The sequence below is a fragment of the Pseudomonas sp. S31 genome, assembly GCF_016648105.1.
Taxonomy (GTDB): domain Bacteria; phylum Pseudomonadota; class Gammaproteobacteria; order Pseudomonadales; family Pseudomonadaceae; genus Aquipseudomonas.
In genome coordinates this window covers 20,009-35,566 of the sequence record NZ_JACVVE010000021.1, presented here as the reverse complement: position 1 = coordinate 35,566, position 15,558 = coordinate 20,009, and the positions used below count along the sequence as shown (strand labels likewise).

Below are 15,558 nucleotides of genomic sequence, written 5' to 3'. Positions count from 1 at the left end.
GGGCCAGGCGCTCGCTCGGTCAGATGCCTTCGCGCGCCAGGTCCATGGCGAAGTAAGTGAGGATCAGGTCGGCACCGGCACGCTTGATCGCCCCGATGCTCTCACGCACCACACGGCCCTCGTCGATGGCGCCGGCCAGGCCGCCGAACTTGATCATCGCGTATTCGCCACTGACCTGGTAGGCCGCCAGCGGCAGACGCGAGGCAGCGCGAATGTCGGCGATCACGTCGAGATAGGCGCCGGCCGGCTTGACCATCAACACATCGGCCCCTTCCTGCTCGTCGAGCAGCGATTCGCGCACGGCTTCGCGGCGGTTCATCGGGTTCATCTGGTAGCTCTTGCGGTCGCCCTTGAGCGCGGTGCCGCCAGCTTCACGGAACGGGCCATACAGCGACGAGGCGAACTTGGTCGAATAGGCCATGATCGCGGTGTCGTGGAAACCCGCTCCGTCCAAGGCGCTGCGAATCGCCTGGACCTGGCCGTCCATCGCTGCCGATGGCGCGATGAAATCGGCACCGGCCGCGGCTGCGACCACCGCCTGCTTGCCCAGGTTGGCCAGGGTGGCGTCGTTGTCCACGCCATGGTCGTGCAGCACGCCGCAGTGGCCGTGGCTGGTGTATTCGCAGAAGCAGGTGTCGGACATCACGACCATTTCCGGCACGGTGTCCTTGCAGGTACGCGCCATGCGCGCCACCAGGCCGTTCTCGTTCCAGGTGTCGCTACCGGTGGCGTCGAGGTTGTGCGAGACGCCGAAGGTCATCACCGACTTGATGCCGGCACGGGCGTAGCGTTCGATTTCCTGGGCGAGCAGTTTTTCCGGGATGCGGTTGACGCCCGGCATGCTGGTGATCGGCACGAAATCATCGATGCCTTCCTCGACGAAGATCGGCAGGATCAGGTCTTCGAGGCGGAATTCGGTCTCCTGGAAAATCGTGCGCAGGGACTCGTTCTGGCGCAGACGGCGTGGACGAACGGCAGGAAAAAGGTTGGACATGACAGCTCCAGGGAATTTGAACGGCGTACACCATAAGCCTGTCGAGGCCTAGTGAAAAGAGCTAATACCGAGAATCTGTATTGCGTCCCGTGCAACCACGCGCTGGGCTCGGCTATAGCCCCACCACCGTTGGTCGGTGATGGGCTGCGGTTACCCGCCAAGGTCAGGCAGCAACGGCGAGGGTCGAATCCCAAGGTTGAGTCGGCGCTGTGCCAAGCGGCAGCGAATCGGCGGTTTGAGGGTTGAACGCAGCCATGGCATCGAGCAGATTGGCCAGGTTCGGCAGGGGCGGCAACGTGGCCGCAGACATCGCAGGCGGCACAGGTGAGGCGAAGATGAAGTCTTCGGACGTTACCTGGGCCAGTTCCAACGCATCCAGGTACAACAGTTTCAAGTCGCTGGCCTGACCCGAGACGGTCACCCCGTGAATCTGCGCGAAACCGTTCAGCTGGAAGCGCTCGTCCTTGCTCAGGCGCAAGTCTTCGAAGCGGGTGATGCCCGTCTGGCTCAGGTCGATCTTGTCGATGCCGTGGCGAAAGCCGCGCACTGCATTGCGGTAATCGCTGACATCATCTTGCTTGGCCACCACGAAGATACTCGGGGCGACACTGGGAGGGCTGTAGATCGTCCCTGTCAACGCAGCCACGAACTGCCCGGAGGCGTCCGAAGACAGCGATACCCCTTGCGCGCCCCCTTCGAGTAACACCGTGCCGCTGGTGGGCGCTTGCGGTGGCTTGTCCTGGCTGCCGTCGAAGTAGCCAGGCGCGGCCATGGGACCTTCCAGGAAACGGAAGTGGCTCGGCTGCAATTGCGCCGCGCTCCGGTCGGCCAGGCGCAACGTCTGCCCCGCGCCCAGGTCGACCAGCGCGGCATTGCCCTCCTGCTTGATCTGCAAATCAGTGAATGTCCGCTCGGCAAAGCCGATGAGGTCGACGACTTCGCGTTCCAGCTCGAACTGCTCGACGACATCACTACCCCCTGCTCGCCTGTGGATGACGTAGCGATCCGTTGCGCTGCCACCCCTGAGTCGATTGCTGCCACGGCCACCGTCGAGCCATGCACCCTGCGCGCCGGCAATCAGCATATCGTCGCCATCTCCGCTTATCAGGTTGTGTACCGCGCCCGGAGCCAGGGTTAGCGCCGCACCGGCAATAGTGGCGGTGCCAGCGGCCAGATCGATCGAGACGCGGCCTCTGAGGGCTGCCGCGTTGAGGGTATTGCGCCCACCGGCAGTACCGTTGACGGCGTCATCGAGCGCACCCCGTGCAGGTTCTTGGCTCAAGGCCATGGGGTACTCGTCGGTGTAGAAATACACATCATCAGCGGTCACCTGGCTGCCGACAACACGCAGATCCCAGCGGTCCAGGGTCATGGGCAGGCCGCCTATGGCGTTGCTTACCTCAAGGCGCCAATCGCCAGCCGAGCCTTCTGCCCGATGATGAGTGGACATGAAGGCATACTTGAATACGCCCGAACGTAAGCTGCCCACATCATCGTCCGCCGAACCCGGCGCTTTACCTGAACGTTGCAACAACACGCTGCGAGCACCGCCTGGTGAAATCAGAGTCAGGGTCATGTCACCTAATCGGCCGACCTGCGAATGAATGTCGACCTCGACATGCTCCACCAGCACGCCGGCCGGCATACTCAAGGAGAAGGTGCCAACCTTCCCGGGCGCTATTACCTGAGCAAGCGACTCGCTGGCGGCGGCCAGTTGCCGCTCGTTGGCTTTAGTCGCCTGGCCTGGCCAGGATTGGGCGAGGCGAACGGCTGCGCGGGCATCGATCATGCCAAACCCGTAATCGTGACTGGCGCGCATACCGCCGCCGTTCCAATTGCTCCCAGCGTTATACGCCCAGGCACTGTTGCCGTCGTCGACCTTGCGCGCCGACAGTGCCAAGATCTGCTGCACATCGCGGTAACCGAGCCCTGGGTTGGCCTGGAGCATCAACGCGGCCACACCGGAGACGATCGGTGCGGCGAAGCTGGTGCCCTGGGTAGTGCCATAGGCGCTACCGACCATCGAGCCCCGCTCGGCCTCCAGGCTGACGCCGGTAGACAGTACATGGCTGCCTGGCGCGGCTACCAGCAGGCTGGCACCGGGATTGGAGAAAGGCGCGCTGGTCACTTGCAACACCGACAAGTCGGCCTTGGCGTTGACCGCCGCTACTTCGATGGCATACCGGCTGTTGTTGATCAGCGAGCCTTGCGCGCTGCCACCCCGCTCGCGTTGGTTGCCGCCTGCAGCGACCACGATAGTGCCGAGCCCGCCGCGGCCATTGGTGGCCGCTAGCGTTGCGCTGAATGCCAGGGCCAGAGAGGTATCGATCTTGCCCTCGGGGACGTTGCCGATGGCGAAATCGGTCTTGAACCCCCAGCTGTGGTTGACCACGTCATAGTTGACCATCTGCCCCAGGCTGGTGAGATCGTCGCCCTTGTTGGCCAGGTAATGCCCGCCGATCTTGGCGTCGTAAGCAATGCCGATGCCGCCTTGATCGTTGCGCGCCCCAACCATCACCCCCGCGACCTGGGTCGCGTGATTGGAGGCCAGCGCTGGCAAGGAGCCATTGCGGCGTTGGGTGCTCAGCCAGATGTCATCGACGTTGGCCTTGAGATCCGGGTGCTGGATGTCGAACACTTCAGGCGCGACCGCAAAGTCACCGCCGGGCTCGAACTGCCCGATGCGCACGCCCTTGCCGGTAAAGTCTCGCCACACCGGCTGAACATCGATCTCGCGCAAGTACCATTGACGGGCAGCCAAGGGGTCTGCGGGCGACTGGTCATGGCGCAAAGTCACCGTGGCCCGTAACGGTGCCGATGCGCCGCTGGTGGTCTCCGTAACGTTCAGCGAGGCTTGGCCGGCTGCATCGACCAGGTCATAACGGAAGGTGATGTCGGAGTCATGGCCAGGATCGGCCCGGACTTCCACATCGCCCTGCGCGTTCAAACTGACCGCCGCGCCCTTGCCATCGCTCACCGAAGCGATGCGCAATGGCCCGACGCCGCTAAGCGGGAGATCGTTGGCAAGCAGGACCGCGGCGGGAACGATCAAAGTCCCGGCTGAGGTGGCGAACGCAGCGGCTTGGGTCGGCGCCAGGGTGTCACCGATAGGCATCGCGGCCGCCCCCTGGAGGTCGATTGCGGCAATGTCGGCGAAGCTGAGCTTTTGGACGTTGCTCAGGGTAAGCGTTCCATCGCGCCCAGTCTGCCGGTCACTGACTTGGTAACCGGTGACGGTACGGGTAATCAGATACTCGTCGTGATTGCCATGCAGGCTGACCACGTTGACCCCGCCTGCCCCGTCTATCACGGCATTACCGCGCCCGGCCTCGATGACATCGTCCGCAGCGCCGCCAATGATCCGATCTGCGCCACCACCAGCGTGAATGATGCTGCCGGCTGCTGAAGCCTGGATATGGTCGCCGCTGGGTCCGGCATAGATCACCGCCTTGCCGGTGCCGCCGAGTATGGTGTTGCGACCCGTTCCGCCCACCAGTACGTCATTGCCCGCGCCCCCGATCAGCAAGCTGTCGCCAGAGCCTCCCTTGATGAAAACGCCGCGCTGGCCGCCGCTGATGATCACGTCCTTGCCTCGCCCACCTTGGGCGATGGTCAGCCCGGCCTCGGCCAGGTTGAGCCCCACGCCCTGCTCGCCGACGATCAGCGCGGTATCGCGACCACCATTGCCGCGGATGTTGGCCTGCTGGTCGCGGGCGCTGATCACCAGCACATCGTCACCCGGCCCGCCTTCGTAGGTATTGCTGCCACCACCGCCCACCAGCCAACTGCCGCCCGGTGCGGCTTTGAGCACATCGTCGCCGGCCCCGCCTTGCAACGTGTCGACGCCCAGCAAGGCCGCATCCAGCTCGCTACCCTCGGCGCGGGTGCTGAGATAGGCGCGCCGGCTGATGTCGCCGCTGGTGGAGGTCAACAGCGTGGCGTGCGGCTGAACATCTGCCAGGTTGCCGACGCTGTCGGCGAGAAACCGTACCGCCAGCACCTCGCGTTGCGCACCATCGATCAAGAATGTGCCACGGGAAATGACTTCGTTGCCCTGGCGTACCTCACCCACCGACTGCACCTGCCCGACGCCGATCAGACTCACGCCAAGCTCGGCAAGCGGCTTGAGTTCGGCGCCCTCGGCGCGACCATCATGGTTGGCGTCGATCCACAGCTTCAATTGGGCCCATATCGGGTCTGCGGGGGTGATCGCGCCATCTGCATTGGCATCGACACTGCGCAAAGCTGCAAAGCCATCCGCGAACGGTGCCTCGCCTGGTGCGCCATTGCTGCCGGGCTGTCCCTGATAGTACTCGGAGAACAGTTGGCGCACGCTTGAAACCTGCCCGCTGCCATCGTCATGCACCAGCATCCCGGTGTTCCGATCGGCCCAGCCCGTTCGACGCAGCTGGCCACTGTTGTCGACGTCGAACAGTACAGCATCCTCCATACCGGTCATGCCGACCCCTTGCCCGCCCAGGTCGAACAGCAAGGGGTCGACGAAGGTGTTGACGGTGGTCATGGCCGCCAGCCCATTGAGTACGGCGGCGTTTCGTAGGCTGAAGTCCGGCTTGGTCGCGTCTTCACGGTAGAACTGCGACAAGTGCTGATTGGGGCGCACATTGGGGTCGGCCTGCAACTCGCCCGGACGGATGCCACCGCTGGCCAGGCTGCCCAGCTGGGCCGAGGTGAAATCGGTGTTGTTCAGGGTATTGTCGGTGAAGGCGATACTGTGGGTCAGGCGGCGCTTGACGAAGCCAGCGGAGACGTCATTGCGCAGGTCGTCCTGGCCTTGCAGGTCGCGCCGGGACTCGGTGGTGGGGGTGATTTCGATCTTGAGCGTGGCGGCCGGTGCCGGGTCGTCCGCAGTAATGAGGTCGGAAACGACCCCCTGAATCCCGTTGGCCGATACTTTGCCCAGGGCAACTACAAAGGAGCCAATGCCCTCAGGCGAGTCGATGCGCGCTTTCCAGGACTTTGCCATGCTTTGCAAGGCTTCGGGCGCGACCACAGTGGAATACGCGACGGCACTATCAGTCTGAAAGGACAACCAGAACTCGGCACTTGTGCTCCCTGCCGCCTCCAGCACAGTTCGCCAGTAGTCCTCACGGTGATCCGGATGCCTCAACTCAAAAACGGTATTGAGCGTCCAGGCATCTTTAGATCTGCCTAGATCTTCGAAGACCTTGGTATGGAATCCCCAAACCTCGACGTGATTAATATCGTTACCGATTTCTCCTTTTCTGACCTTATCATCCAGCAAACCCAGATAAGCTTTTGCCATCTCAACTCTAACTTTTTCAATGTCCGCCTCCTGCATGGGTCGACCTGCGGCGGCCTCGGTACGCTTCATGAAATCAATCGCCGCAATGCCTGCTATCGAGTTTCCCCGTGCGACGCCATTTGCAAGCACTGCATAGCGATCACCCTTCCCCGCCAAGTAATCATACATAGCCCTTACACCTTTACCTTGGAAAATTTCCCGGGCATGCTTCACATCTTCCTCTATCAAACCTGACATAAATCACCTCGCCGTTTTGCTATTCATGAGAAAAATTTCCAACTCAGATTTAATCACCCGCCACTGCGGTAGTTTTTCAGTACGCATATTCGCTTCAACCAGCACGCCACCGAACACAACAAAGTTCATTCCGCATGAATAAAAATGCGGCTCAGTGGGTTTCCAGTTGCAATCAAACACCGTAGTAACCTCTCCGTCACTTTCGTGCCAGTAGATACGTTTTCTTCCTTGTCCGAATGCCAGATTTCGCCCTTCTGCACTGTATAGAGCCAGTGACGGATCAAATCCCGAATTGCGTGCCTCTTCTGCGGGCATCTTGTCCAGTAAAATATCCCGTAGGAGCACGAGATCTCCCCCCTTCCCCCTGACCGGCGAAACTGCAACTAGCAGGCCTTCATGCTCCAAGCCTTGCTCGAAGATCAAACGGTCCTCGGCCGGCTCTAACCCTGGCCAAGTCATCGACAAAAAGACCGACCGCAGATTCGCATCACAGCCTTTCTTGTTGTTGACGAAGTCAGGATCAAATGAGCTCTTGCCCTCATACTCCGGCCAAAAAGGGAAATAAAGCCGGGAAAACCTATACACATCGCCCGCCATTTTTCCGCAGACGACAGGGTCTTTTGGCACGTACACATCGTTCATGGATTTATACAGACTCTGAGCCACGGCACCGGCATATAGCACTGCCAATAAGAGCAGCAGTACAGCGCTGCAAGCCCGCAACACCTGCCAACCTATGACGTATAACCAGACCAGCAGATCTTTGAGCATTCGCTAACGCTCCCCCCAGACTTTCCTTGACATGCCGCTGCAGCGGACTAAGAAAGTAGCTAATGACTTTGCGTTTATCGATCATCATCACCTCCCCGCAGAGTTAAAATACAAATCTTTCCTATCCGACACGGACACACCTATGGAAAAAGCTCAGCTCCAGCACTCTGAAATACTTTCATGATATACGCCACCACCCCCATACCAGTGGGCGTCATCATTAAAGCGAATAAAACAATTACTCTTAATGCATTCCAGACGATGATACAGCACCACATACATGCATCTCTTTTCATTCGCACCCCTCTCTTTTTCACCCAGCCCTTTCAATTTAATTGAACGACTTTCTTCTTTGCATGAATCAAAAAACCTTCGAGCTCTCCCTTGATCATTTCCCACCGCCACAACTTATCAGTGCGCATGATCGCATCCACCAGCAAGGCATCGAATACTACAAACGTCATTTTGCACGCAAAAAAATTCGGTTCACTGGGCCTCCAATAGCAGTCAAACACCGACGTAACTTCGCCTTCACTCTCACTCCAGTAGATCCTCATACTCTCTTGTGCCATACCACGACTGAAAGCATCTGCACGATAGAGATTCATTACTGGATCGTAACTTTTTAGTGTGTTTTCTGGCGGCATCTTGCTAAGTAAGTGATCACGCTGGAGCCGCAAATCACCTCCGCGACCCTTTATGGGCGAGACCCCAACTAATAGCCCTTCATGATCCAAGCCCTGCTCGAAGATCAAACGGTCCTCGGCCGGCTCCAACCCTGGCCAGGTCATCGACAAAAAGACCGAACGCAGATTCGCATCACAGCCCTTTTTATTATTTACGAAGTCAGGATCAAATGAGCTCGCGCCCTCATACTCAGGCCAAAAAGGGAAATAAAGCCGGGAAAATCTATACACTTCGCCTGCCATTTTTCCGCAGACGACAGGGTCTTTCGGCACGTACACATAGTTCATGGATTTATACAGACTCTGAGCCACGGCACCGGCGTACAGCACTGCTGCTATTAGCAGCAGTACAGCGCTGCAAGCCCGCAACACCTGCCAACTTATGACGTACAACCAGATCAGCAGCTCTTTGAGCATACGCTAACGCTCCCCCAGACTTTCCTTGACATGCCGCTGCAGCGGACTAAGGAAGTAACTAATGACTTTACGTTTATCGATCATCACCTCGGCCCGCACCGCCATACCAGGGGTCAAGGGCATATCCTTGTCGCCCACCCGCAAGGCACTTTTCGCCAGTTCGATCCGTGCGCTGTAAATCAACCCACGTCGTTCATCTTCAATGGCGTCGCTGGACACACTTTTGATAACCCCTGGCACCACGCCGTACTTGGTGAACGTGTAGGTCTCGATCTTCACTTCCACGGCCTGGCCGGGATGCACGAAGCCGACATCCTTGTTATCGACCTGCACTTCCACCTCCACCGGTTGGTCGACGGGCACGATCACCATCAGCGCTTGCGCCGGTGTCACCACTCCGCCCTCGGTATGGATGGCCAACTGTTGCACCGTGCCGTCGACCGGCGATGTGAGTGCCCGTAGCCGATGGCGTTGCTCGGCCTTGAACACCTCCTGGCTGAGTGTGGCAATGCGCCGATCGGCGTCGCCGTGTAGGTCGAGCATGGCCCGGCGCAACTGGGCGATCACGCCCTGGCGTCGATGCTCGGCCGCCAGACGTGCAGCGCCCAGCTCTTCGATTCGGCAGTGCTGGAGGGTCAGCTCACGCTCCTGGTCCAGCAGCGCCTGTCGCTTTTCCAGATAGGTGTGCTTGGCAACCGCCGACTCGCTGAACAACTGTTGGTAGTCGGCAGTCAGTTGGCGAGTGATGATCAGCAGCTGTTGCAGGGCTTGCGCGCGCGCCTGCGCCGAGCGGATTTCTGCAGCCCGTTGGGCTATTTCAGCGTCTACCTGTGCGAGGGTGGTGTGCAGCTCCAGGTACTGCCCCTCCAACCAGCGTTGCGCGGCAACTTGCTGGGGTAACGAGGCCTGCGGGATGAGGGCTGCCAGCGAAGCGGGCGGCTGCTGGGTGTCGACTGCCGCCAGCAACGTCTGGGCTCGAGCCCGGTCGACCTGTGCCGCCAGCAGCTCGCTGTTCAGGCGCTTGATCTCGGCTGTGGTAAGCCCTCCGTCGAGCTCGATCAACAACTCGCCCTTGCCCACCCTTTGCCCATCCACCACGTGGATCGCCTCGACGATCGCCACCTCGCTGGCTTGGACTACCTTACTGCGGCCGCTCGGAACGATCTTGCCTTGCGCGCTGGCGACCACATCGATTTCACCAGCGCATGCCCAAACCAGGGCCAGGCCGATCAAGGCCAGCAGGGTCCATTGCACTTGGCGCGGCAGTGGGTGAACCGGCGTCTCTTGCAAAGCCAGAGCAGCGGGAAGAAAGGCCAGCTCGTCTGCATTGCGTCGATCGTCCCGCGCGTCAGCGCGTCGCCGCCAAGCGGTGCGCCAGGCTTGCCGATAGCGCTGCACGAGGTCGAGCAGAGCCTCCTTCATGCCCCTGCTCCCTGTTGCAACCGGTACAGATAGGCATAGGTGCCCTGGGGATTGCTCAGCAAGGCATCGTGCGCTCCCTGTTCGATGACCTGGCCGCGCTCCATCACCACGATGCGATCGGCGTGACGCACCGCCGATAACCGGTGGGCGATGATGATGACCGTGCGCTGGGCGCAGATTCGAGCCATGTTTTCCTGGATGATGCGCTCGGACTCGTAATCCAGTGCACTAGTGGCCTCATCGAAGATAAGAATCCGCGGTTCACCCATGAGCGCTCGGGCGATGGCGATCCGTTGCCGCTGGCCACCCGACAAGCTCGCACCGTGCTCACCGATCAGCGTCTCGTAGCCATCGGGCAGCTCGAGGATGAATTCATGCGCACCCGCCAAGGTGGCGGCGGCGATCACCGCCTCGAGTGACGCTGCCGGATGGGCCAGGGCAATGTTTTCGCGCACGTTGCGGCGAAACAGCAGGTTCTCCTGGAGCACCACTCCGACCTGCCGCCGCAGGGAGGCGACATCGGCCTGTGCCAGATCCACGCCATCGACAAGCACGCGGCCGCGCTCCGGCGAATGAAGCCGCTGCAGCAGCCTCGCCAGGGTGCTTTTACCGGAGCCGGATCTACCGACGACGCCGATCACCTCGCCAGGGGCGATTTTGAGGCTGATGTCGCGCAGCACCTCGTGGCCGTTCGGGCGGTAACGGAAACAAACCCGGTCTAGCTCGATGCGCCCGGCCAGTGTGGGCAACTGCGCGCCGTGGCTGACTTCGGTACGGTTGTTGAGGATGTCGCCCAAGCGCCGGATCGACATGCCGGTTTGCTGAAAGCTGGTCCAGAGCTGGGCCATGCGCATGATCGGTTGCGCTACACGGCCAGCGAGCATGTTGAAGGCAATCAGCTCACCGACGGTCAGCTCGCCTTCGATGACCAGGCGAGCGCCCACCCATAGCGTGCCGACCGTGACCAGCTTGCCGATCAGAGCGATACTTTCATGGGCCAGATTGGCGAGCGTCTGTGTCTTCAAACCGGCCGCCACGTATGCCGCCAACTGGTCGTCCCAGCGCCGAATGACCTGCGGCTCCACAGCCATGGACTTGAGCGTGTCAATGCCATTGACCGCCTCGACCAGAAATGCCTGGTTCTCGGCGCCACGCTGGAAACTGCGGTCGATGCGTTCACGCAGCAACGGCGTGACGACCAGTGACACGAGCACATACAACGGCAATGAAGCGATGACCAGCATCGTCAGCCAGCCGCTGTAGAGAAACATCACCGCAATGAATACGATGACGAACAAAACGTCCAATAACAAAGTGATGCTGTTACTGGTGAGAAAGCTGCGGATGTTTTCCAGTTCTCGTACCCGGGCAACGGAGTCACCTACCCGGCGCGCCCGAAAGTAGGCAAGCGGGAGTTCGAGCAAGTGCCGGAACAACTTCGCACCCAATTCCACATCTATCCGCGAGGCCGTATGTGCCGACAGATAACCACGCAGGCAACTGAGCAGAGTCTCGAACACTGATACGGCCAACAAACCCATGGCAATCACGTCCAGCGTGGTCAAGCCTCGATGCACCAGCACCTTGTCCATCACGACCTGGAAGAACAAGGGCGTAACCAGCGCCAGCACTTGCAATACCAATGAAACCAGCAATACCTCGGCAAGCAACTTGCGGTACTTGATCACCGCTGGGATGAACCAGGTCAGGTCGAAGCGCTCCAGCCCTCGCGGTAAGGCGGCTTGCGAACGGACCAGGATGAGATCCCCTGCCCAGCGGCGCTTGAGTTCCGCCAGTGTCCAGACTTGCGGCGTGCAGACTCGGGGATCCTGCACCAGTACCTGCTCGCCCTCCATGCGGGCGATGACGAAATACCCGCCTTGGCTGTCCACCGCCACGACCGGCAGCGGCAGGTGCTTCAGCCGCGCCGGGTCACTGGACCGATGTTTTGCCTTGAGCCCGGCCTGCTGGAAAGCCTGGAGAATCTCGGTCAGAGAAAGAACTTGCTCGCTGCTTGCGAATCGGTGGGCCAATTGCTTGGGGCAAATGGCAACGTCGTGATAGCGCGCCAGTAAGACAAGGCAAGCCAGACCGCTGTCTTGCGCGTATCGATTGGCCGATGCAGTTTCATCCCACACTTTTTCACTCCATGTGAAAGTTGCACATGAAACAATAATAGTGCTCGATATCGCTATTACGGCCTTACATAATGCTCAGCAAGTTGCAGGAAGCTTCCGAAAAAATAAAACAACTGTAGGAATGTTCTTATAATTAATTAACAGCGAGTGGGTACCAATGAGGGGCGGCCCTGGAACTTACCCTATTGCTTCAACGCAGGCGCCTGCCCGGCAGTCCGCCAGGCAGGCATTCGCAGCAGGCTATTGCAGCCAGGGCGGAGGGGGCTCTTCGGCCCGGGCCGGACCTTGCTCGGCCTCGGCCCGCGCCGCTCGGCGGCGCGCATCGTCGAGCCGGGCGGCGTCGATCTCGCGCATCACCCCCGCCACGTCGGCAGCCTGCTCATCGTCGGCGAACTGCCCGGTCAATGGGCTGTCCGGGCGCAGTTCACCGCCCTCGTACAGGGCCCACATTTCCTGGGCATAGCGCGTCGCCTTGAGCTCCGGGGCGAAGCGCCCGAAATAATGCGCCATGTTCGCCACGTCGCGCTGGAGCATGCTGAAGGCATGGTTGTTGCCGGCAGCGTCCACCGCCTGCGGCAGGTCGATGATCACCGGGCCCTCGGGGCCGAGCAGCACGTTGAACTCCGACAGGTCGCCATGCACCAGCCCGGCGCAGAGCATCAGCACGATCTGGCGGATGACGAAGGCATGGTACTCACGCGCTTGCTCGGCCTCCAGGTGCACATCGTTCAGGCGTGGGGCGGCGTCGCCATCGGCGTCGGTGACCAGCTCCATCAACAGCACGCCGTCCTGGAAGTCGAACGGCTTGGGCACCCGCACACCGGCACCGGCCAGGCGGAACAAGGCCGCCACTTCGGCGTTCTGCCAAGCGTCCTCGGCTTCCTTGCGCCCGTACTTGCTGCCCTTGGCCATGGCCCGGGCCTGGCGGCTGTTGCGTACCTTGCGCCCTTCCTGGTACTCGGCGGCCTGGCGGAAGCTGCGCTTGTTGGCCTCCTTGTAGACCTTGGCGCAGCGTACCTGGGTGCCGCAGCGCACCACATACACGGCAGCTTCCTTGCCACTCATCAACGGGCGCAGGACCTCGTCGACGAGCCCGTCTTCGATCAGCGGTTCGATTCGTTTTGGCGTCTTCATCAGGCTTGGTTTCGGGGTCCTGTCTGGCCACTTGGCGGAGAAGCGGCCATCCTCTCACAGGCTGATGCGTCTTGCTCGTCTGTCTGCGTGTCAGAGCACCGGATGGTCGGGCGCCCTGCCCTCGAGCACCGCCGCCAGTTGCGCCGCCGCGGTGCGTGCCATCAGCGCACGGGCCTCGACGGTCGCCGAGCCGATGTGCGGCAAAGCCACTACCTGGGGCAGGGCCAGCAGCGGTGAGTCGGCCGGCAGCGGCTCGCGCTCGAAGACATCCAGGCCGGCTGCACGGATCTGCCCCTCGGCCAGCGCCTGCACCAGCGCCGGCTCGTCGACAACTGCGCCACGGGCAATGTTGACGAACACCGCATCGTCACGCATGGCCGCGAACTGCTCGCGCCCGAACAGGTGATGAGTGGCCGGGCTCAGCGGCACGCAGACGCAGACGAAATCCGCCTCGCCCAGCAACTGCGCCAGTGGCACGCGGCGGGCGCCGAACTCCGCCTGGTACCCGGGCTTGTCGCTGTTGCCGCTGTACAGCACCGGCATGCCGAAACCGAAGTGCCCGCGCCGGGCCACGGCCGCACCGATGCGGCCAAGCCCGACGATGCCGAGGGTCTTGCCGTGCACGTCGAGGCCGAAGCGCGAAGCGTCGATACCGCGCGTCCACTGGCCGTCGCGCACCAGCTGCGCCAGTTCGCAGGCACGCCGGGCGGCCATCATCAACAGCATGAAGCCGGTGTCGGCGGTGGTTTCGGTCACTGCATCGGGGGTGTTGGTCAGGCGGATACCGCGTTGGCGCAGGTAGTCCAGGTCGTAGTTGTCGAAGCCGGCCGACACGCTGGCGATGACCTTGAGCCCAGGCGCCCGGTCGAGCAGCTCGGCGCCCAGCGGCAAGGTGCTGCCGATGAGCCCATCGGCGGTGGCCAGGGCCGCGAGGAAACCCTCGCGGTCGGCCATCGGCTGGTCGAAACGCTGGAAGTGGTAACGCCGGCCCAGGTCGGCCAGCACCTCGGCACTGGAGATAGGGCCAAAGGAAACGACACGTTGCATGAAACCTCCTCAGTCGTTGCGTGGTTCAGATGGAGCCGCATACAGGCGGCGCGGGACGGCCCAGACGATCAGCACCACCGCCAGCAGGCTGACCGCCGTCAGCAGCCACAGGGCCGGGGTCGGCGAACCGCTGGCATCGCGAACCTTGCCCACCAGGTAGGGGCCGACGATGCCGCCGAGCTGGCCGATGGAGTTGATCAGCGCGATGCCCGCCGCTGCCGCAAGGCCAGCCAGGTACTTCGGTGGCAGGGTCCAGAAGATCGGCATCCAGGCGATGATCCCGGTCATGATCAGGCCCATGCCCAGCATCAACAGCCACAACTGGCCGCTGAAGCTGGCACACAGGGCATAGCCGACGGTGGTCATCGCCGCGCAGCTCGCCATGTGCCAACGGCGCTCGCCGCGCAGGTCCGAGCTGCGGCCGATCAGCAGGTTGCCGACCACCGCCACCAGGTACGGGATCATGGTCAGCAGGCCGATGTCCATGGCATCCGCCACGCCGGCATTGCGGATCAGCTGCGGCATCCAGAACAGCAGCCCGGTCAGTGCCATCACCAGGCACAGGTAGATCGCCGACAGCGCGACCGAGGCCGGCTCGCGCAGGATCGCCCGAATCGAGCTGCCGCCCTCGGGCTTGGGTTCGGCATCGAGACGCTCGCGCAGGTAGCGCTTCTCTTCACCATCGAGCCAGCGGGCGTCCTCGATGCGGTCGCTGACCAGCCACAGCACCAACAGGCCGAGCAGCACCGACGGCAGGCCTTCGAGCAGGAACAGCCACTGCCAGCCGGCAAGGCCGTTGACGCCGTCGAAATGGCTGAGGATGAACCCAGCCAGCGGGCCGCCGACGATGCCGCACAGGCAGATCGAACTCTTGAAATAGGCATTGATGCGCGCACGGCGATCGCTGGGGTACCACTGGGTGAAGAAGTACAGCACCCCTGGCACGAAACCGGCTTCCATGACGCCGATGAGGAAACGCAGCACGTAGAACCAGGTTTCGCTGGTGACGAACATCATCGCCGCCGAGGTCAGCCCCCAACTGATCATGATGCGGGCGATCCAGATACGCGCGCCGATGCGGTGCAGCAACACGTTGCTCGGCACTTCGAAGAGGAAGTAGCCGACGAAGAACAGGCTCGCCCCCAGGCCGTAGACAGCGTCGCTGAAACCCAGCGCGCTCTGCATCTGCAGCTTGGCGAAACTGATGTTGACGCGGTCCAGGTAGGCGAACAGGAAACACACGATGAACAACGGCACGATGCGCCAGTTGATCTTGCGGAACAGACGGTTATCCAACGATTCCCGCTCGACCAGGTCGGCGGGTACGGAACGACTGGGCATGGCTGCAACCTCTTGTTGTTGTTCTTGGGGTCATTCGGCGAAAGCCCGCCCGGGCATGGCCGGGCGGGCGTACAGCGGTGCAACGGT

General features: G+C 61.6%; 9 protein-coding genes. All 9 read right to left on the bottom strand.

Annotated features, from left to right (window positions below; all coding sequences use genetic code 11):
• Positions 1 to 19: 19 nt before the first annotated feature.
• The 9 genes from hemB to IAE37_RS16340 all read right to left on the bottom strand — a co-directional run bounded on the left by hemB (position 20) and on the right by IAE37_RS16340 (position 15,471).
• The gene (gene hemB, locus IAE37_RS16380) at positions 20 to 994 is read right to left on the bottom strand and encodes a porphobilinogen synthase (protein WP_201175221.1); all 975 of its coding nucleotides are present in this window, start codon (positions 992 to 994) and stop codon (positions 20 to 22) included.
• A 163-nt stretch (positions 995 to 1,157) separates the two neighbouring features.
• Complete coding sequence (locus IAE37_RS16375; protein WP_201175220.1) at positions 1,158 to 6,446, bottom strand: S8 family serine peptidase; 5,289 nt, start codon at positions 6,444 to 6,446, stop codon at positions 1,158 to 1,160.
• A gap of 72 nt (positions 6,447 to 6,518) precedes the next feature.
• Positions 6,519 to 7,286: a hypothetical protein gene (locus IAE37_RS16370; protein WP_201175219.1), complete on the bottom strand. Its 768-nt coding sequence runs from the start codon at positions 7,284 to 7,286 to the stop codon at positions 6,519 to 6,521.
• A 326-nt stretch (positions 7,287 to 7,612) separates the two neighbouring features.
• Positions 7,613 to 8,389, bottom strand: coding sequence for a hypothetical protein (locus tag IAE37_RS16365; protein ID WP_201175218.1), 777 nt, complete (start codon positions 8,387 to 8,389; stop codon positions 7,613 to 7,615).
• A gap of 3 nt (positions 8,390 to 8,392) precedes the next feature.
• Positions 8,393 to 9,811: an HlyD family type I secretion periplasmic adaptor subunit gene (locus tag IAE37_RS16360; protein WP_201175217.1), complete on the bottom strand. Its 1,419-nt coding sequence runs from the start codon at positions 9,809 to 9,811 to the stop codon at positions 8,393 to 8,395.
• Positions 9,808 to 11,949, bottom strand: coding sequence for a type I secretion system permease/ATPase (locus IAE37_RS16355; RefSeq protein WP_201175216.1), 2,142 nt, complete (start codon positions 11,947 to 11,949; stop codon positions 9,808 to 9,810). Before IAE37_RS16355 ends, IAE37_RS16360 begins: the two co-directional genes overlap by 4 nt.
• A 240-nt stretch (positions 11,950 to 12,189) precedes the next feature.
• A complete protein-coding gene (locus tag IAE37_RS16350; RefSeq protein ID WP_201175215.1) occupies positions 12,190 to 13,083 on the bottom strand; it encodes a PA4780 family RIO1-like protein kinase in 894 nt (297 codons plus the stop codon).
• Positions 13,084 to 13,173: 90 nt separating this feature from the next.
• Positions 13,174 to 14,130, bottom strand: a complete 957-nt coding sequence (locus tag IAE37_RS16345) for a 2-hydroxyacid dehydrogenase (RefSeq protein ID WP_201175213.1) — start codon at positions 14,128 to 14,130, stop codon at positions 13,174 to 13,176.
• A 9-nt stretch (positions 14,131 to 14,139) separates the two neighbouring features.
• Entirely contained in the window at positions 14,140 to 15,471 is a 1,332-nt protein-coding gene (locus IAE37_RS16340) for an MFS transporter (RefSeq protein WP_201175210.1), read from the bottom strand.
• Between the last annotated feature and the right edge of the window lie 87 nt (positions 15,472 to 15,558).

Coding starts and splice junctions, on each gene's coding strand:
- hemB (WP_201175221.1), bottom strand. CDS start 994: ATGTCCAACCTTTTTCCTGCCGTTCGTCCACGCCGTCTGCGCCAGAAC.
- IAE37_RS16375 (WP_201175220.1), bottom strand. CDS start 6,446: ATGTATGATTACTTGGCGGGGAAGGGTGATCGCTATGCAGTGCTTGCA.
- IAE37_RS16370 (WP_201175219.1), bottom strand. CDS start 7,286: ATGCTCAAAGATCTGCTGGTCTGGTTATACGTCATAGGTTGGCAGGTG.
- IAE37_RS16365 (WP_201175218.1), bottom strand. CDS start 8,389: ATGCTCAAAGAGCTGCTGATCTGGTTGTACGTCATAAGTTGGCAGGTG.
- IAE37_RS16360 (WP_201175217.1), bottom strand. CDS start 9,811: ATGAAGGAGGCTCTGCTCGACCTCGTGCAGCGCTATCGGCAAGCCTGG.
- IAE37_RS16350 (WP_201175215.1), bottom strand. CDS start 13,083: ATGAAGACGCCAAAACGAATCGAACCGCTGATCGAAGACGGGCTCGTC.
- IAE37_RS16345 (WP_201175213.1), bottom strand. CDS start 14,130: ATGCAACGTGTCGTTTCCTTTGGCCCTATCTCCAGTGCCGAGGTGCTG.
- IAE37_RS16340 (WP_201175210.1), bottom strand. CDS start 15,471: ATGCCCAGTCGTTCCGTACCCGCCGACCTGGTCGAGCGGGAATCGTTG.